This is a genomic window from Cyanobacterium sp. T60_A2020_053, from assembly GCA_015272165.1.
Taxonomy (GTDB): Bacteria; Cyanobacteriota; Cyanobacteriia; order Cyanobacteriales; family Cyanobacteriaceae; genus Cyanobacterium.
The window spans coordinates 58,248-74,862 of the sequence record JACYMF010000008.1 but is presented as its reverse complement, the minus strand read 5'-3'; the positions used below and the strand labels follow the sequence as shown (position 1 = coordinate 74,862).

14 protein-coding genes are annotated in these 16,615 nt (G+C 37.5%); 6 read left to right on the top strand and 8 right to left on the bottom strand.

Going from position 1 to position 16,615, the window contains the following annotated elements; genetic code table 11:
• Window positions 1-19: 19 nt before the first annotated feature.
• Window positions 20-1,660, bottom strand: a complete 1,641-nt coding sequence (locus tag IGQ45_00915) for a mechanosensitive ion channel (GenBank protein ID MBF2055786.1) — start codon at window positions 1,658-1,660, stop codon at window positions 20-22.
• Between the two features lie 325 nt (window positions 1,661-1,985).
• Between IGQ45_00915 and IGQ45_00910 the strand changes: the two genes are divergently transcribed.
• Window positions 1,986-2,567, top strand: coding sequence for an alpha-ketoglutarate-dependent dioxygenase AlkB (locus tag IGQ45_00910; GenBank protein ID MBF2055785.1), 582 nt, complete (start codon window positions 1,986-1,988; stop codon window positions 2,565-2,567).
• Between the two features lie 135 nt (window positions 2,568-2,702).
• Here the strand turns inward: IGQ45_00910 and IGQ45_00905 are convergent, their stop codons facing one another.
• The 4 genes from IGQ45_00905 to IGQ45_00890 form a co-directional block, all read right to left on the bottom strand.
• Entirely contained in the window at window positions 2,703-3,722 is a 1,020-nt protein-coding gene (locus IGQ45_00905) for an ATP-binding cassette domain-containing protein (protein MBF2055784.1), read from the bottom strand.
• A 426-nt stretch (window positions 3,723-4,148) separates the two neighbouring features.
• Window positions 4,149-4,343: a hypothetical protein gene (locus tag IGQ45_00900; GenBank protein ID MBF2055783.1), complete on the bottom strand. Its 195-nt coding sequence runs from the start codon at window positions 4,341-4,343 to the stop codon at window positions 4,149-4,151.
• A complete protein-coding gene (locus IGQ45_00895) occupies window positions 4,324-4,611 on the bottom strand; it encodes a BrnT family toxin (GenBank protein ID MBF2055782.1) in 288 nt (95 codons plus the stop codon). Before IGQ45_00895 ends, IGQ45_00900 begins: the two co-directional genes overlap by 20 nt.
• A gap of 24 nt (window positions 4,612-4,635) precedes the next feature.
• Window positions 4,636-6,471 carry a serine/threonine protein kinase gene (locus tag IGQ45_00890; GenBank protein ID MBF2055781.1) on the bottom strand — a complete coding sequence of 612 codons (1,836 nt, stop codon included), beginning with the start codon at window positions 6,469-6,471 and terminating at the stop codon, window positions 4,636-4,638.
• A gap of 386 nt (window positions 6,472-6,857) precedes the next feature.
• Here IGQ45_00890 and IGQ45_00885 point away from each other — a divergent pair, with 386 nt between their 5' ends.
• From IGQ45_00885 to IGQ45_00870, 4 genes are all read left to right on the top strand, one after another.
• The gene (locus tag IGQ45_00885; protein ID MBF2055780.1) at window positions 6,858-7,937 is read left to right on the top strand and encodes an ABC transporter ATP-binding protein; all 1,080 of its coding nucleotides are present in this window, start codon (window positions 6,858-6,860) and stop codon (window positions 7,935-7,937) included.
• A 155-nt stretch (window positions 7,938-8,092) separates the two neighbouring features.
• A complete protein-coding gene (locus IGQ45_00880) occupies window positions 8,093-8,707 on the top strand; it encodes a Uma2 family endonuclease (GenBank protein MBF2055779.1) in 615 nt (204 codons plus the stop codon).
• 398 nt (window positions 8,708-9,105) lie between these two features.
• Complete coding sequence (locus IGQ45_00875) at window positions 9,106-9,933, top strand: 4-hydroxy-tetrahydrodipicolinate reductase (protein MBF2055778.1); 828 nt, start codon at window positions 9,106-9,108, stop codon at window positions 9,931-9,933.
• Window positions 9,934-10,056: 123 nt separating this feature from the next.
• Complete coding sequence (locus tag IGQ45_00870; protein ID MBF2055777.1) at window positions 10,057-10,683, top strand: ATP phosphoribosyltransferase; 627 nt, start codon at window positions 10,057-10,059, stop codon at window positions 10,681-10,683.
• A 215-nt stretch (window positions 10,684-10,898) separates the two neighbouring features.
• Here the strand turns inward: IGQ45_00870 and IGQ45_00865 are convergent, their stop codons facing one another.
• The 3 genes from IGQ45_00865 to IGQ45_00855 all read right to left on the bottom strand — a co-directional run bounded on the left by IGQ45_00865 (window position 10,899) and on the right by IGQ45_00855 (window position 14,141).
• On the bottom strand, window positions 10,899-12,569 hold the full coding sequence (locus IGQ45_00865; GenBank protein ID MBF2055776.1) for a transglutaminase family protein: 1,671 nt from the start codon (window positions 12,567-12,569) through the stop codon (window positions 10,899-10,901).
• A gap of 511 nt (window positions 12,570-13,080) precedes the next feature.
• Entirely contained in the window at window positions 13,081-13,731 is a 651-nt protein-coding gene (locus IGQ45_00860; GenBank protein MBF2055775.1) for a tetratricopeptide repeat protein, read from the bottom strand.
• 152 nt (window positions 13,732-13,883) lie between these two features.
• Window positions 13,884-14,141 (bottom strand): hypothetical protein, encoded by a 258-nt coding sequence (locus IGQ45_00855; protein ID MBF2055774.1) that lies wholly within the window; start codon window positions 14,139-14,141, stop codon window positions 13,884-13,886.
• A gap of 408 nt (window positions 14,142-14,549) precedes the next feature.
• On the opposite strand from IGQ45_00855, the gene IGQ45_00850 reads away from it, so the two are divergent.
• Window positions 14,550-16,553, top strand: coding sequence for an FAD-dependent oxidoreductase (locus IGQ45_00850; GenBank protein ID MBF2055773.1), 2,004 nt, complete (start codon window positions 14,550-14,552; stop codon window positions 16,551-16,553).
• The last annotated feature ends 62 nt before the right edge of the window (window positions 16,554-16,615 follow it).

Genomic DNA, 16,615 nt, shown 5'->3' with positions numbered 1-16,615 from the left:
ATCAATTATCAACTATCAATTAATCATTTCTGGTGTAAAAAGAGTCTAACCACTGCTGTAGCGCCCTTCCTGCCGCCTCTCTACCTCCTAAACCGAAGGCAAGGGCGATGGCTACCGCAATACCACCCATTAACAAGCCAAAGGCTAAATTAACAATGTTAGGCGCGATGCCGATTCTTTCCAAAGCCATAGCAATGACTAACACCATAATGGCGACGCGCGCAGTTTGTCCTAAAAATTGCGCCTGATTAGTGCCAGAATTAGCAATTAATCTAAACACTAAATTAGCAAAATATAACCCTACTCCAAGGATAACAATCGCCACTAATACCTGTCCAGCTAACAGGGAGATAAAAGCAACTACTTCTTTTAACGCCTCAATTTGTAAAATATCCACCGCCGTCACAGTGGCAATTAACATGATGGCAATAATTAAAACAATGCCCACCATCTGCGCCGGTGTTTTAGTTATATTCTCAGAGGATTCCTCATAGGATTGAGGTGTTTCATACAATTCCTCATCGGCTTGAGGTGCGGTGGAGGGCGCTGATTCCGTAATCCCTAACCATACAAAAACATTATTAAATCCAATATTAGTTAATAAATTAGTGAGTAACTCTGCTAAATATTGACTGGCAAAATAAGCAAAGCCTAGAACTAAAATCGAGGCAAATAACTTGGGTAAAAGCTCCAAAACTTGATCCAACATTGCAATAGCTGGAACAGAAATAGCTTTAATTTGTAAAGCATCAAGAGCAGTAATAGCAATAGGAATTAAAATCAATATATAGACTACTGAACCAATAATATAAGCTAGAGATTGATTCTTTTTAGTAGCAGATAAACCGAACTTTTCGCCAATAATATTTACACCAGTTGCCTTGAGCAAATTAATTACTACTTTTTTCACCACTTGGGCAACTACCCAACCAATAAAAGCAATAATAACCGCCGAGAAAATATTGGGTATAATGCCCAATATATCACTGACTAATTCTTCTAACGGTCGTAAAGTACCTTCTAGTCTTAAAATACCTAAAATAGAAGGTAAAAACAGGAGAAAAATAAACCAATAAAGCGCATTACCGATGGTTTCACCGATAGCAATTTGTTCGGTATTTTCTAATCCTTCTTCCTCATCTTGTACTTGTTGATTTAATTTTTCATCGATATTTAATTGACGAAAAACCTTAACTATAAATAGCTTAACTACCGTAGCAATAACCCAAGCCGCTGCCAATAAAGCAACAGTGCCCCCCAAACTAGGTAAAAACGCCAAAACTTGTTCTAAAAGCGCATTAAGTGGCTGAGAAACCACATCTAAATCTAAAGCATCGAGAAAAGCAACTATGACTATAAGAGTAATAATCCAACCAACAATTTCAGAAATCCATTTTTCTGTTTCAATTTGTGATGATACTTGACTATTCTCCCCGACAATAAAATTAGCAATTTTATTATCAATGTCGGTTTTATGTAACCATTTTTTGATAACTGTCTTGAAAATATTGGCTAAAATCAAACCAACAATCAAAATTAAAAGAGCCTTTCCCACGCTAATTAGTAAGGGAATTACATCTTCAGCAATCGGGATTTGAGCTAAAGTTGCTATAATAAAATTAAAATTAAAATTTGGTGGATAATCCATGATTGGTATCATCGTTTCTTAGTATTTTTTGAATATGTCAGTCTTTACTATAGCTATAAATTAGAAATTGAGCAATTTATATTCTTAATTATAATTAATTAAAATCTCATGAATCTTCTTTTGACCTTTTGATAATGTTAATATAAATTAAGAAAAATGAGAAAAAAAAGTTGGCGATTTTACAGTAGGTATGAAAAATTAATAGAAAATCATTGACTCAAAGTTTATTTGATTAGGCTTTATAGTATTTTAAAAATACAAATCTTATTATTTATAAGGTGAAAAGTAGAGATTTTTAAGAAAGATCATTAATAACTAATTACCCATTATCAACTGTATGATACTGACCAAAATTGATTTACCCCATAGCGACATTTACTACTATCCTAATTTATTTGATCATGCCACCAGTGATCAAATATTCACACAACTACAACAAGAAATACAATGGCGCCAAGATTCCATAACTGTTTTTGGCAAAACTCACTTACAACCACGCTTAATCGCTTGGTATGGCGATAAAAATTACACCTATTCAGGTTTGACTATGTATCGTAATGATTGGTTAGAGTGTTTATTACAAATAAAAGCAAAAGTTGAACCTCTTGCTAATCATGAATTTAACAGCGTATTATTAAATTACTATCGAAATGGTCAAGATAGTATGGGATGGCATAGCGATAATGAGCCAGAATTGGGCAAAAATCCCGTCATTGCTTCCGTTAGTTTTGGCGGAGTCAGGCGATTTATGTTGAAATCGAGAGACAAAAAAAACCCAGCTAAAACCGAAATTAATTTAACTGACGGTAGTTTGTTAGTGATGGGGGGTGAAACTCAACACTATTGGTTACATCAAATCCCCAAAACTACTAAATTTGTTGCCCCTCGCATTAATTTAACCTTTCGTTGGATTATATAGCGAGGGGTTGCACTTATTAGTGGTGTCGTTGAGGTAGGGAAAAGGGAAAAGGGGGGGAAAGGGAAGCAAGAATTAATAATTAATGAGTGACAGATGAAGAAATTAATTATCAATTATCCATTGTTTCAACAAACCCTATTTGCCACTCATTGCCTGTTTTTTCTCTGCTTTTAAATCTCGTTTGGTAAAGGCTTCCATTTCCGCATCGAGGAGAGTGCGCCCGGTGGCTGCCAAGTAAACATCATCAAGACTGGGGCGAGATTGACTAATACTAAATAATGGTAAACCTAGTAAATTAATTTCTTTTTCCAGCGCCCCTCGCCCTTCCCCTGACACAATCAAATTAAGAGAATTACCTTGGGCTTTATTGATAATAATATCCTTAACAAAAGGAAGAGAAGCTAATTTCTCTTGAAGCATTTGCGCCTCAGCAAGAGGAGAAAACTCCCTAACTTTCACCGTAACACGATCACCACCAATCCTTGCCTTTAAACTGTTTGGGCTACCTTCAGCAATAACTTTACCTTGATCAATAATTGCTAAACTATCCGCCAGTGCGTCTATCTCTTCCAAATAATGGCTAGTAATTAATACCGTTGTACCAGCTAATTTTAATTGTTGTAAAAACTCCCAGACAATAACCCGACTTTCAATATCTAAACCCACCGAAGGCTCATCTAAAATCAATAATTGTGGTTGATGTAATAACCCTGAAGCCAAATCCAAACGTTTACGAATTCCCCCAGAATATGTCCCTGTCGCGCGATCAATGTATTCTGAAAGGGTTAATAAATCCACTAATTGATCAATTCTAGCGTTAATCAGTTTTTTGGGTAAATGATACAATGCCCCTTGCAGTTGCAATAATTCCCTACCCGTTAACATTTTATCGATAGCCACCTCTTGCGCCACATAACCCAATTTTTGGCGCACCTTTTTTGGTTGAGAAATTGCTGAAACACCATCCACAATAATTTCACCGCCGTCAGGTTGTGCTAAGGTGGTTAGACAGCGTATGGTGGTAGTTTTTCCTGCACCGTTAGGACCTAATAAACCAAAGATTTCTCCTTTATTTATACTAAAAGAAATATCTTTAATCGCTTCAATTTTGCCGTAATTTTTGCGTAGGTTTTTAATTTCAACAATTTTACTCATACTAATTACTTTAGAGTCCTTCAACCTAGTAAATCATAGCATATTAGGTAAGTCTTGATGTAATAGTTAGGGTCTGCTGAATAAATTAAAACCTTTGTCTAATATAGGTTTTAAGCATAATAAAACTCAAAAAAGTGCCAAAAATAGTCTTTTTTTGCCAAAAAATCTGTATTTCTGATCCCCTAATCAAAAATTATTGATATAAATGAGCAATTTATGAAAAATAAATATTTGGCTAAAGTCTTTAATTTACAAGCATTTCACCTGAAACCTGACACCCGCAACCTGACACCTCCCCCTCACCAAAATACTTTTTCAGCAACCCCTAGTTAAGTCGAGAGGTTAAGAGGAATGGGAAAATTATGAATTATGAAGTTTTAATATTTAATCGGTGTGTAAATCCTAAATTGTCCATTCGCCCAAACTCTATTTTGTTTTGCTTAATGGCTTAAACCTTTCACCTTTAGCATAATTAACTGATTGAGCGTTTTTGAAAAATTCATCATCTAATTCAGGAATATCTGAGAAATCAATATCTTCATCAGGTATTGCTAGAATTTCCTTCATTCTTTCTTCTGTCATAGGAGGGATGTCTTTTCGTTTAACTGTAATAATTGTCATATTTCACCTTTTCTTTTTTATGGGATTTACGCGCTGATATAATTCTAATCTTTTCTCCTCTTTCAGTATAAATAACTGTAAAATACACGGCTATAGTTTTTCCGATTGCTTTACACCTTATCTCACCATAATCAAATCTATTATCTATTTCTATTAGCATATCATTGTCAAAAACAGGGATTGCATCCTCAAATCTAATTCCATGTTTTTCTTGATTCTTGATATTTTTTTGCTCATCCCACTCAAACTCTTGCTCCTTATTTGCCATATTGTCTAATCTTCAGATCAATTATCAATTATCTCCCGAATGGATATTGAGATTAATTAAATCATCCTGTAAACGAATCATTCCTTTCCATTTACCAAGATTAAAAGAGCGTAAATCAGTTTCCCCTCTCAAAACCTCTTCCAGCGCCCCTCGCACCACAGGAGTGACATTACCATCCACCAAACGATCAAACAAAGTTATTACATTGTCTATGTTAGCGGTGAGGGGAAAAAACAAATCAATTTCTTTTACTTGCCCATTTTGATCATGGATAGTGTAACGTACTTCGGTGGTACTATTAAAAAGATTAGGATACACCCAAACAGTGGTATTTTCCCAGCGCCCTTGCTCTTTATAAGCCGGATTGCCAAATCTACCCATCAACTGATTAACCAACCCTCCCACTGACACCAGAGGAGGATTTTTAATAGGAGATGGAGGAGGATTCTCTGGAGGAGGCGTTTCTTCAACGGTGGGAGGTGTTTCAGGAATATTTGCTTCAGGTTGCGGTGAAGTGGGATTTTCCTCTAAGTTAGCATCCACGGAGTTATCAATTTCCGTGTCAGGATTGGGTGATGGATTTTCTTGGGGAATAATTAAATCAATTTGACGGCGCAGGGGATTTTTAGGAGGAAATAACTCTTCTGGAGTGTCAGGGGTATTATTTTCCGTCACTTCGGGCGCTGGCGCAAAACGGGAAGCAATGACGTTATAACCGATGGTAAAAGAGGCAATACCAATCACCATTAACCACAGAAAAGGCAAAAAACCACTAAACCAATTACTTTCCCTTGGAGAATCTGTGATTTGTGGGGAAAGATTAACCCCATTGGTAGGGGTGAGGGGCGCATTTTGACGATAAATTTGACTAACTTTACTATGATTTACTCCACCCACTGCTATGGTGGCATCATTACCCATGGGTGCATTTTGTCTTCTGCCCCCCACCGCTATGGTAGGATCATGACTAATCGTTTGATTGGCTACTTTTACCCCCTGAAAACTAACGGTAGGGAGAGGGGCGCTGGATATAGGCTGGAGTGCTTCCATCATCTCATTGGCACTTTTAAAACGCTCTCTGGGATGAAAACGAATGGCTCGATCAATCACTCCTGCTAAATTACTATGTAAATCGGGTAATTCTTCCCGCCAGAGAATTTCCCCCGTATCGGTATCCGTGGCTAAATATTGAGGACTTTTGCCTGTCAATAAATAAACTGCTGTTAAACCTAAACTATATAAGTCACTGGAGTAAATCGGGCGCCCGGCTGCTTGTTCTGATGGCATATAACCGGGTGTGCCAATGGCGATAGAATAGGCAGAATTACCTTCCATGTCAACAAAGGTAGTTAAAGCCTCTTTCACTGCCCCAAAGTCGATTAAAACAGGCAAATTATCCGATTCTCGAAAAATGATATTATCGGGTTTTACATCACGATGGACAATATTTTCACCGTGTAAAAACTTCAAGACGGGCAAAATATTAAGTAAAATTTCTTCTACTTGATGGGGAGAAAGTTGACCTTCTTTTTTGACTTTTTCTAATAGAGTAGTACCTTCGATCCACTCTTGCACTAAATAAAAATTATTGCCCTCGGAAAAATAGGCATAGAGACGAGGGATTTGGCGGTGGGCATCCCCTAAATGCTCTAATAATCGAGCTTCTTGTTCAAAACGATCATACATCCATTGGGGTATCCTACCACTGCTAATAATCGGTTTCAGCAACTTAATGACGCATTTTTTTCCTGACGGTAAATGGGTATCAATGGCTAAAAAGGTTTCTCCAAAACCGCCTCTACCGAGGGTAGAGGTAATTTGATAACGATTGTTTAACAAGGTTGTGGTATTCATCCCCATATGGAGTACTATTACTCAAGAAATTTTGCATTCTATCATAACGATAAATTTTGGGTTTGGTTTGTTCCGTAATATCGAGTTCGGATATTAGTTACAAATAGATTGTCTCTTCGCTGTTGCCCCACCGTGTAATGAATTACACGTCTAATAGAATTACGTTCAATAAATTGAACTAAGATTAGTTTAATTTATTTATAAATGATCGCGCAGCGGCAGCCTTCGGCTGATCAAACGAACTTGATATAACAAGGGGTTTAAACCCCTTGCCTACACCTCTCCAGAAATACAGGCAAGATGCCTGTTTCACCGTGCAAAAATCCGAAAAGATAATTGATAGTAAAAGTTGAAAGCTGATAAAATTTAATGGTTAACGTTGCAAATTAGGTATGGCAAGGGTAAAACTGGAAAGAGTTAGCCGAAAAATCAATCAAACCATCATCATTGATAATATCAATTTAGAGATACCCAACGGGGAATTTTGGGTATTGGTTGGACCTTCTGGGTGTGGGAAATCAACTATTTTGCGTAGTATCGCCGGTTTAGAGTCGATTAGCGAAGGTAATATTTATTTTAATGAAAAATTAATGAATGATACCAGCGCCCGTCACCGTGACGTAGCCATGGTGTTTCAAAATTACGCGCTATATCCTCATTTGACGGTGGCAGAAAATATGGCTTTTGGTTTAAAAATGCGTGGAGTGGGAAGGGCGCTGATAGAAGAAAAGGTGCAACAGGTGGCAAATATCCTCAACATTAGTCATCTCCTCCAACGTAAACCAAAACAACTGTCAGGGGGGCAACAACAACGGGTAGCGTTGGGTCGTGCTATCATTAGAAATCCTCAAGTATTTTTGTTAGATGAGCCTTTATCTAACCTCGATGCGCAATTACGAGAGCAAACTAGAACAGAGTTAAAAATACTTCACTCTCAGGTTAACATAACTACTATTTATGTCACCCATGATCAAATTGAAGCGATGACATTAGGAGATCGTATTGTAGTATTAGATCAAGGAAAAATACAACAGATAGGCACTCCCACAGATGTTTATAATTCCCCTGTTAATAAAATGGTAGCTACTTTTTTGGGTAGTCCGCCCATGAATATCATTCCAGCCGTATTCCAAGATGGTCAATTTTATCTCGGTAATATTTACCCCATTACTCTACCCTCTCGTTTTCTTGCTTCTTTTTCGCCCCATAATGGACAGAGTTTTGATTTAGGTATTCGTCCTGAGCATATCACAACTACGGCGGAGGGCGCTGGGATTCCCCTACAAACCAAAATTATTGAACCTTTAGGCAAAGAAATCCTCATCAAAGGACTATTATTAGAAACAGATATAACCCTCGATTTTTTAGTACCTAGTAACGTTAATATCGACAAAAAAGAAATTATTAACTTAGTGATAGACATAGAAAAAATTGTAATTTTTGATTCTATTACTGGCGAAAAAATAGAGTAAATTTTGTTAACTTTCTGGATTCTATTACTGTAGAATATGATAGAATACTCGTAAGTATAGCTCAAAGGAAAGAAGACAAAGGGCAAGAGTAAATTTAAAATATTTTTCACTCTTTCATCAAAGATAATTAATTATCCAATTATCCATTATTTATTATGACAAATGCCATTGCACTAAAAGAAGAAAAAACCATTATCTCTGATTCCACAGAGAAGCAATATTACACTCCCGAAGAATATCTCATTTTAGAGGAAACCTCAGAAGAAAAACACGAATATCACCATGGAGAAATTACCCTCATGACTGGAGGCACAACTAATCATAATATTTTAGCTTTAACCATTGCTTCATTCTTATTTACACAACTTCATCCTGAAAAATATCAAGTCTATATCAATGACGTGCGCTTATGGATTGAAGATTATCACCGTTATACTTACCCTGATGTTATGGTGGTGAAGGGAAAACCGGTTTATCAAGGGGAAAATAAAACCTGTATTACTAACCCTCTTTTAATTGTGGAAGTGTTGTCTAAATCTACTCAAAATTATGATCAAGGGGATAAATTTGACAGCTATCGTTCCATTGCTGATTTACAAGAATATATCTTAATTGATCAGTATAGATATTATGTGAAACAATTTGCTAAAAATTCCGCAGGAAAATGGGTTTTAACAGATTATTTAGGTAAAGATGCCCTTTTATCTTTGGAGTCTTTAGAGTTAAGTATTAGCCTAGAAAATTTGTATCAAAGAGTCGAATTTGAATGATCTAAATAGTCAAAAAAATTCGTAAGCTAATTTACCAGACAGGGGGTTTAAACCCCTTGTTATCAAAATTTGAGTGTTGATAATCTTATAATTCACATGGGATTGCCATATCTTCGTAATTTACCCACCGTGTAATGAATTATATCAAGTTCGGATAATCCGTTATAAATAGATGTTATCTTCGCAATTTCCCCACCGTGTAATGAATTACACGGAACCAATAGTATCTCGTTCAATAAATTGAACTAAGATTATGTTGAATTGATTTATAAGACTCTCCATTCCTTCTATTATCCATTGTCAATTTGCCCTCACCATTGCACTTTTTCCTCAAACCCTAATTAATTTCTTATTTTGTGGTAAAATTTGGGTCGAGTTAGCAAAGGTAATGAGATTGTATGAGTCAAGATAATTTAATCCCTGTGGTGGTGAATGGCGCTGGGGGCAAAATGGGCAAAGAGGTTGTTAAAGCCATTGCCAAAGCTGATGATATGATGTTGGTGGGCGCTGTGGATCATAATTCAGCCCTTTTAGGTCAAGATGTAGGTGAAGTAGCAGGAATAGGGGCGCTGGAAGTGCCTATCCTTAGTGATTTACAAAGTGTTTTAGTTTTAGCTACCCAGTATAAAATTCAAGGGGTAATGGTCGATTTTACCCACCCTGACGGTGTTTATGAAAATGTTCGTAGCGCCCTTGCCTATGGAGTGCGCCCGGTGGTAGGCACTACTGGTTTAAGTGCAGATCAAATCAAGGATTTAAGTGATTTTGCGGATAAAGCTAGTACAGGTGCATTAATTATTCCTAATTTTTCTATTGGTATGGTGTTGATGCAACAGGCTGCTATCAATGCTTCTCAATATTTCGATTATGTGGAAATTATCGAATTACATCATAATCAGAAAGCGGATGCGCCTAGTGGCACAGCAATCAAAACGGCGGAGATGTTATCTGGTTTAGGTAAGTCTTATAATCCTCCTCAGGTGAAGGAAACTGAGCATTTGGAGGGCGCTAGGGGTAGTATTTGCGGTGATAATATTCGCATTCATAGTGTGCGTTTACCCGGTTTACTAGCTCACGAGGAGATTATTTTTGGCTCGATGGGGGAAGTTTATACCCTCAGACATGATACCAGTGATCGTAGTTGTTATATGCCGGGAGTTTTGTTGTCTATTCGTAAAATTGTTGAGCTTAAATCTCTCGTTTATGGTTTAGAAAAAATCCTTTAATATTTTCAAGGAGAAGGGTAAGCAGAGGAGAAGGGGAAGCAGAGGAGAAGGGGAAGAAAGAAAATTGCTTATTAATTATTCGTTATTAATTATTCATTATTCATTATTAATTATTCATTATTCATGTTAACTATCGCATTACCTAAAGGGGCATTATTACAAGAAAGTATCGAAATGTGGCAAAAAGTCGGTTTAGACTTTAGCTTATTTTTGTCATCCAGCAATCGACAATTACAAATCGAAGATACTCAAGGAAAGGCACGGGCGCTGTTAGTACGGGCGCAGGATGTCCCAGTTTATGTAGAATATGGACAAGCGCACCTCGGCGTGGTTGGTTATGATGTGCTGAGAGAAAAAAAAGCCAATGTTGCCAATTTAGCTGATTTAGGTTTTGGCTCTTGTCGTCTGTCTGTAGCAGTACCGAAAGATAGCCCTTATCGTAGTTCAGTTGATCTCCCAGCGCACGGCATCGTAGCCTCTAAATTCGTGAATTGTGCCAAAGATCATTTCCGTAGTTTAGATTTACCTGTGGAGATAGTACCTTTGTATGGTTCGGTAGAATTAGGACCAATTACAGGGATGTCGGAAGCCATTGTGGACTTAGTTTCCACGGGGAAAACTTTGAGGGAAAATGGCTTAATCGAAATTGACGTATTATTTGAAAGTAGCGCTTATCTAGTGGCAAATCCTCTCAGTTATCGCCTTAATCAAGATCAAATTAGCCAATGGGTTGAGAAAATCGTGAGGTGAAGGGCAATGGGCAATGGTTTAAAGGCTTATAAATCAAAGACTTTAGCAAAGTGGTTAGTGTTTATAATATCAAGTCCACTTGATAACTTACAAATCAATTAGACACGATCTTAGTTCAATTTATTGAACGAGATACCGTTAGCCGTGTAATTCATTACACGGTGGGTAAATTGCGAAGACATAATCTTTTATAACTAATTGTCAATTATCTATTCCTAGTTGGGGATTAACTCTTTGAGAATAGTAAAAGAAACATGATTAATGGCTAACTGCCCGATAGAGGTTTTTTCCTTACTCACGGGTTGCCCTTCACTCCTCAAAGTTTCAAAAGTAGTATCCTTTGCCATTTCCAGATGATACCAAGCTAACCCCATAAAAAAGCGCGTGGGATAAGGGCCACCATCTTGCAAATCATCGGGGTTTGATTCCATGGGTAGCCAACCAATGCTAGGCAAGTAAAATTCCATCCATACATGGTTAAAGTCTGGACTCAATGGTACACCAAATTGCAATACTTTAAGAGGACATTTATAGCGCCCGACAGTGCGCGAAGCGATACCATTGAGACGAGAAAGGGCGAGGAGTAAACCGAGATATTCACCGCATGAGCCTACACCCCTTTTAATAACTATATCTGGGGTATCAATGTGAGGTTTAATACCGTAGCTAAGACGATCATAAACATAGTTACGGATACTGTACATTTTGCGCAGTAAATTGGTTTCTGTGCCTCTCGCTTCTTCAGCGCCCCTCAAAATTACATCGGCACTCATAGCGAGGTTATCATTATCAATGAGGTATTTATCGGCAAATTCTGGGGGCAGAGGTGGCAAAGTTTCACAATCTCTGGGAGTAAGCTGATATTTAATACTCCATACCTCAACCATGGCGCGCCAACCGAAGACAAATCGCTCTTCGGAAGTAAATTTAGGAAATTTAAACAGGGCGACTTTCTGCCCGTTATTATTTTCTTCGATGTAGGGTAAACCTACCGCTTCAATACTGCGAATTTTTTGGCGATGGCTTTCGGTAGGTAAGGCGATGCGCCATTCTAAATCTTTGATGGTAATGTCATCGAGGGGCGCTACTTCCTCAAGGTAGCTCATTTCGATTAAAAAACCATTGGATAGGGTGTATTTTTCGTCTTCGTAATATTTAAAATAGAGGGGATGAATGAAGGTACGATCTCGATATAATAATTCGTGGTTAGGTTCAGCGTTAGGATTATCTCTAATATAAGGTTCTTGGTCGGTATAGGCAATATATAAAGTTTCTTCTCCCGTGTCAGGATTTTGGTAAAAGTCAAGGGCGCTGGGATACTCAAAAGGGGTTAATAAACTATACTTAGTCTTACCTGTAGCGCGCTCCAAACAATAAACAGTTTGTTCGAGATTATCACATAACCAGATTTCTTCCCCTCTGATGGTGATGTTTTCGTTACCGATACCCGGCGCATAAAACTTAGTGATTTGTTTGCCATCGGCTTTACTATAAACCGTAATTGTGCCGTTTTTTTGGCAAGTAACATAAATAGTTTTTTCCCAAATAGCAATACCATTACTGGGATAAGCCAAGCTGAAACGATACTGAGGAGCGCTTTTTATGACTAATTCTTCTTCTTGCCATGTAATAGGAGTACAATAAACACTACTTTGAGTTACAAACCAAATTTCTTCATCCGTAATACATAATCCTTTCGCGCCAATAAAATCTTGCCAGTAATTGTAGTTAATTATCTTGGTAACGCTAGTGTGAGGATTAATTTTCATTAAATACCCATTACGAGAATCAAGGGCATATAAAAAATTATTTTTAAAGCTAATACCATCCAAGGATGTAGCAATTAACGGGCGAATAGTGGAAGGGTGAAGGGCGCTGTTAGCCATATTAACGGATTTATTTTTGCTGATGATTGACTGAATAGGATCACATTCCTACTTAGGTTATTGTATTCCCCATCGTCAAAAAGTAAACTATGAACAATTTTTATGGGTAATATTAAGTTAGTTTGATCCCTTATAAATCAATTAAGCTAGTTTGCATTTAAGTTTACTGGTGAAGGTAGGCAAGAGGCAACAGGTCAGCGTTTGAGTTATTTTAAGACTTAGTATAAACGGTAATTTAAATGCGTCTTAGCTTAAAAATAATCTTAGTTCAATTTATTGAACGGGATACTGTTGGTTCCGTGTAATTCATTACACGGTGGGGCAACAACGGAGTGAAAAACTAAATCAAATCACGAATATACAATTAATTTTGCACAATAACTTACATATCAGCCCTGATTTCTCCGATTAACCTTTGCATGAGTTCTACTTGTTCTGTCTCTTGATTTTCTTGGTAGATATTCAAAGCTGATTGAGCATCTTTGATTGCATTCTGATACTGATTCAAATTCTAATATGTCAAACTTCTGATGGAAAAAAATCTGGGGTTAGATTGCGTCATGCTAATGGCTTGATTAAGATCAGCTAGTGCTTTCTCATATTGATCTGCCTCAAAATAAGATGAACCTCTGTAAAAATAAATATATTCCTTATTATTAGAAGCGATGGTTTCCTCATCATTAGACTTTAACGCTACAGTCAAATCAGGTATTGCCTTTTGATAATCATCTAAAATATAATATGTTAGTCCTCGAAAATAATAATAATCTTCATCGTCATTATTAAGACTAATGGCACTGTTAAAATCTTGTAAAGCCTGTTGATCTTGATCCAATTGAAAATAGGCTCTACCTCGCAGAAAATAAGTAAGGGCTAGTTTTTCATATTTAAGAGCATTGGTATAGTCACTTACAGCGTTTTGGTATTCTTCCAAATCAAAATAAGCATCCCCTCTAACTTGATAAGCAGTAACATTATTGGGTTCTAATTGAAGTACCTTATTTAAGTCTGCAATAGCTTTTTGATAATTTTCTTTACGAACAAACCCTATGGCACGATAAAGATATTCTTCAGCAGTAGTCGGTTCGATGGATTGAGTGATGAGAGATGGAGTTAAAAGAGGTTGAGCAATGCTGGGAAGACAAGGATAAATTAATAGCAACTAAACCAGTATAAATTTTATTCATGGTAGTGATTGATTGATTGTTCTATTTATTTATCAGTTAAATTTTCTTGATTTATGCAAAGAATCAAATAAAACTTAATAATTATTGATACAACCAGCGCCCTCCACCATTATCCTATTTCGATAAATTAACAATAAAATTCGCTTTTATCTAATAATGCTTCGCCATGATTGGGTATCCAGCTAACCCAAACACCAGAAGACTGCTCACATAGTAATAAAGCCTCTTCTTCAGCATAAGCACTAGGACATTGATATAATTTCACCCAAGAATCACGATTATAGGTGATGTGACATACACTATTGCAATTAATTTTATCAACTGAAAACCCTTCTTGAACATCTAATTCTGTAGGGGATGATACTGATTTTAATTGAGTTAACATCATTATATTTCTCCATAAATAATAATAATTTCTGATATGACGCTCAGATCATCAAATACTAGCCTCATATTTTGTGGTCTCAAAATTAACTAATATCATGAGCTCTGCTTGTCATTTTTCAGATGTTTTTTTGTTTGGCTGATAATTTAAAAATTATTTCTGTATATAATGATACAAATTACTCCATTGCTTGACTAGGATTGTTATAAAAAATTAATATTAGCTTAATAAGTTTTTCTTAACTAATTAGGCTTTGCTGAAAAAGTATTTTGGTGAGGGGAGGTGTCAGGTTTCGGGTGTTAGGTTTCAGGTTTTAGATTTAAAAATCAGAAAAATTCACTATAATCAACAATGATCAGTTTCAACCAAAATACTGGTAAGTCAACATAATATTATCGATTTGTGACCATGAAGAAAATTTGGCAAAAAATACTATCCCTTCCCCTCGGATTATTAGTCACAGCGCCCCTCACCGCAGGAAATATACCCCACGAAAAAACCGAAGAATGTGAGATTTTGGTGATCGGTGGTGGATTAGCGGGGGCGGGTGCCGCCTATGAAGCCCTGTTAATGGGTAAAACCGTTTGTTTAACTGATATTACCGATTGGGTAGGTGGTCAAATTTCTTCACAGGGTACATCTGCACTAGATGAACGTAGCACCCAAAGACAAGAATTATTTTTCCCCAAAGGTTACTTAGAATTTAGGGAGAACATCGGCAAATTTTACGGTAAATATAACTTGGGTGAATGTTGGGTTAGCGCTTCCTGTTTTCTGCCCAAAGATGCCCATACTATCCTTGCCAGACAACTAGAAGAAGCCGCACAACGAGGCAAAGGCAAATTAAAATGGTTTCCCCATACCGTCATTAAAGATGTCGCCATTAACAATCAACAAATCACCAGCGCCCTCGCCATTCAACATCAACCCCAGCCTAACACTCCCCCCCTCAACACCGAGCCTTTATCAGCAATTATAGAAGACGCTTATGGTCTCGAAGATTCTCCCAGACTTACCAAAACGGTCATTAAATTTGTACCGAGTAAAAACGACAAAAATGACCTAAAAGCTGATTGGATGGTCATAGAAGCCACAGAAACAGGGGAAATCATTGGTTTAACTGACATCCCCCACAAGCTCGGTATTGATCCCATTTCTCCTTATGATCCATCAGCATCAAGTAGAACGGCTGATCCTTATTGCCCCCAAGGTTTTACCTACACCTTTGCCATGGAGAAAACCGCCACCCCTCAACCCCAACCAGAACCAGAATTTTATCAGCAATATGCACCCTATTACAGCTACGAATTGCCTAGATTAGCGAATTTTGATTTAGTGTTTACCTATCGCCGTATTTACAAAGCACAACCTAGGGAGAGGGTAACTTTTAGCGGTATTGGTTTTACTAAACCCACACCGGGGGATATTGCCATGCAAAATTGGACTTGGGGTAATGACTATCGTCCGGGTACATCTCAAGATAACTTAATTTATACGAGAGATCAACTGCAAGAATTAGGACAATTAGAGCCGGGAGGATGGTTAGGGGGATTACGCACTGAAACCCTCAGAAAAGGGGAAGAAAACGCCATGGGTTTTTATCATTGGTTGGTGGCTGGTACTACAGATTCTCAGTTAGGTGACGGGGTGAAAAAACCTCATCCAGATCATGTTTTTCTCAAGGGTTTTGACTCTCCTATGGGTACGGAGCATGGTTTATCAAAATATCCTTATATAAGGGAAGGGCGCCGGATTATTGGGCGACCAAAATTAGGTTATCCGGATGGTTTTATGGTCAATGAAGTGGATATTTCCCGCGTTAATTATGATGATGACTATTACAAAAAAACGTTGACTGATAGCGAATATAGACAATTACGGGCAATTCTCGCTGGTTTGGAGGGATTTTCGGTTATTTCAGGGGATGTTAACCCTGAAAACGCCGTTAAACGTAGCCGTTCCACTGTTTACGCTGATTCTGTGGGTATTGGTCATTATGCCATTGATTTTCACCCTTGTATGAGTGAGTATCCCCACGAAAAACCGGGTAATACGGAGCGAGAAGGAGAAAGACGGGGGCAAGGTCAAGCCTATCCTTTCCAAATTCCTTTATCTGCTATGATTCCCCAAAAAATCGATAATTTATTGGTGGCAGGAAAAAGTATCGCTACCAGTCACATTGCGGCGGCGGCTTATCGGGTGCATTCTTTTGAATGGTCATCGGGCGCGGCGGCAGGGGTTACAGCTTCTTTTGCTTTGAATGAAAACATTTTCCCCTATGAAATTACCGAGGGTTTTGCTTTTCGTAATCGTTATTTGCCAAGGTTGAGGGCGCTGTTAGTTACTAAAGGTAATCCAGTAGAGTTTCCTAATACTTCCATTTTTAATCAGGATTGGGATGACTGGCGCTAAACATATCAAAAAAATGTAGGGTGGAGGGCGCTTAACCATTCAACCTCTAAAATCAATGACCA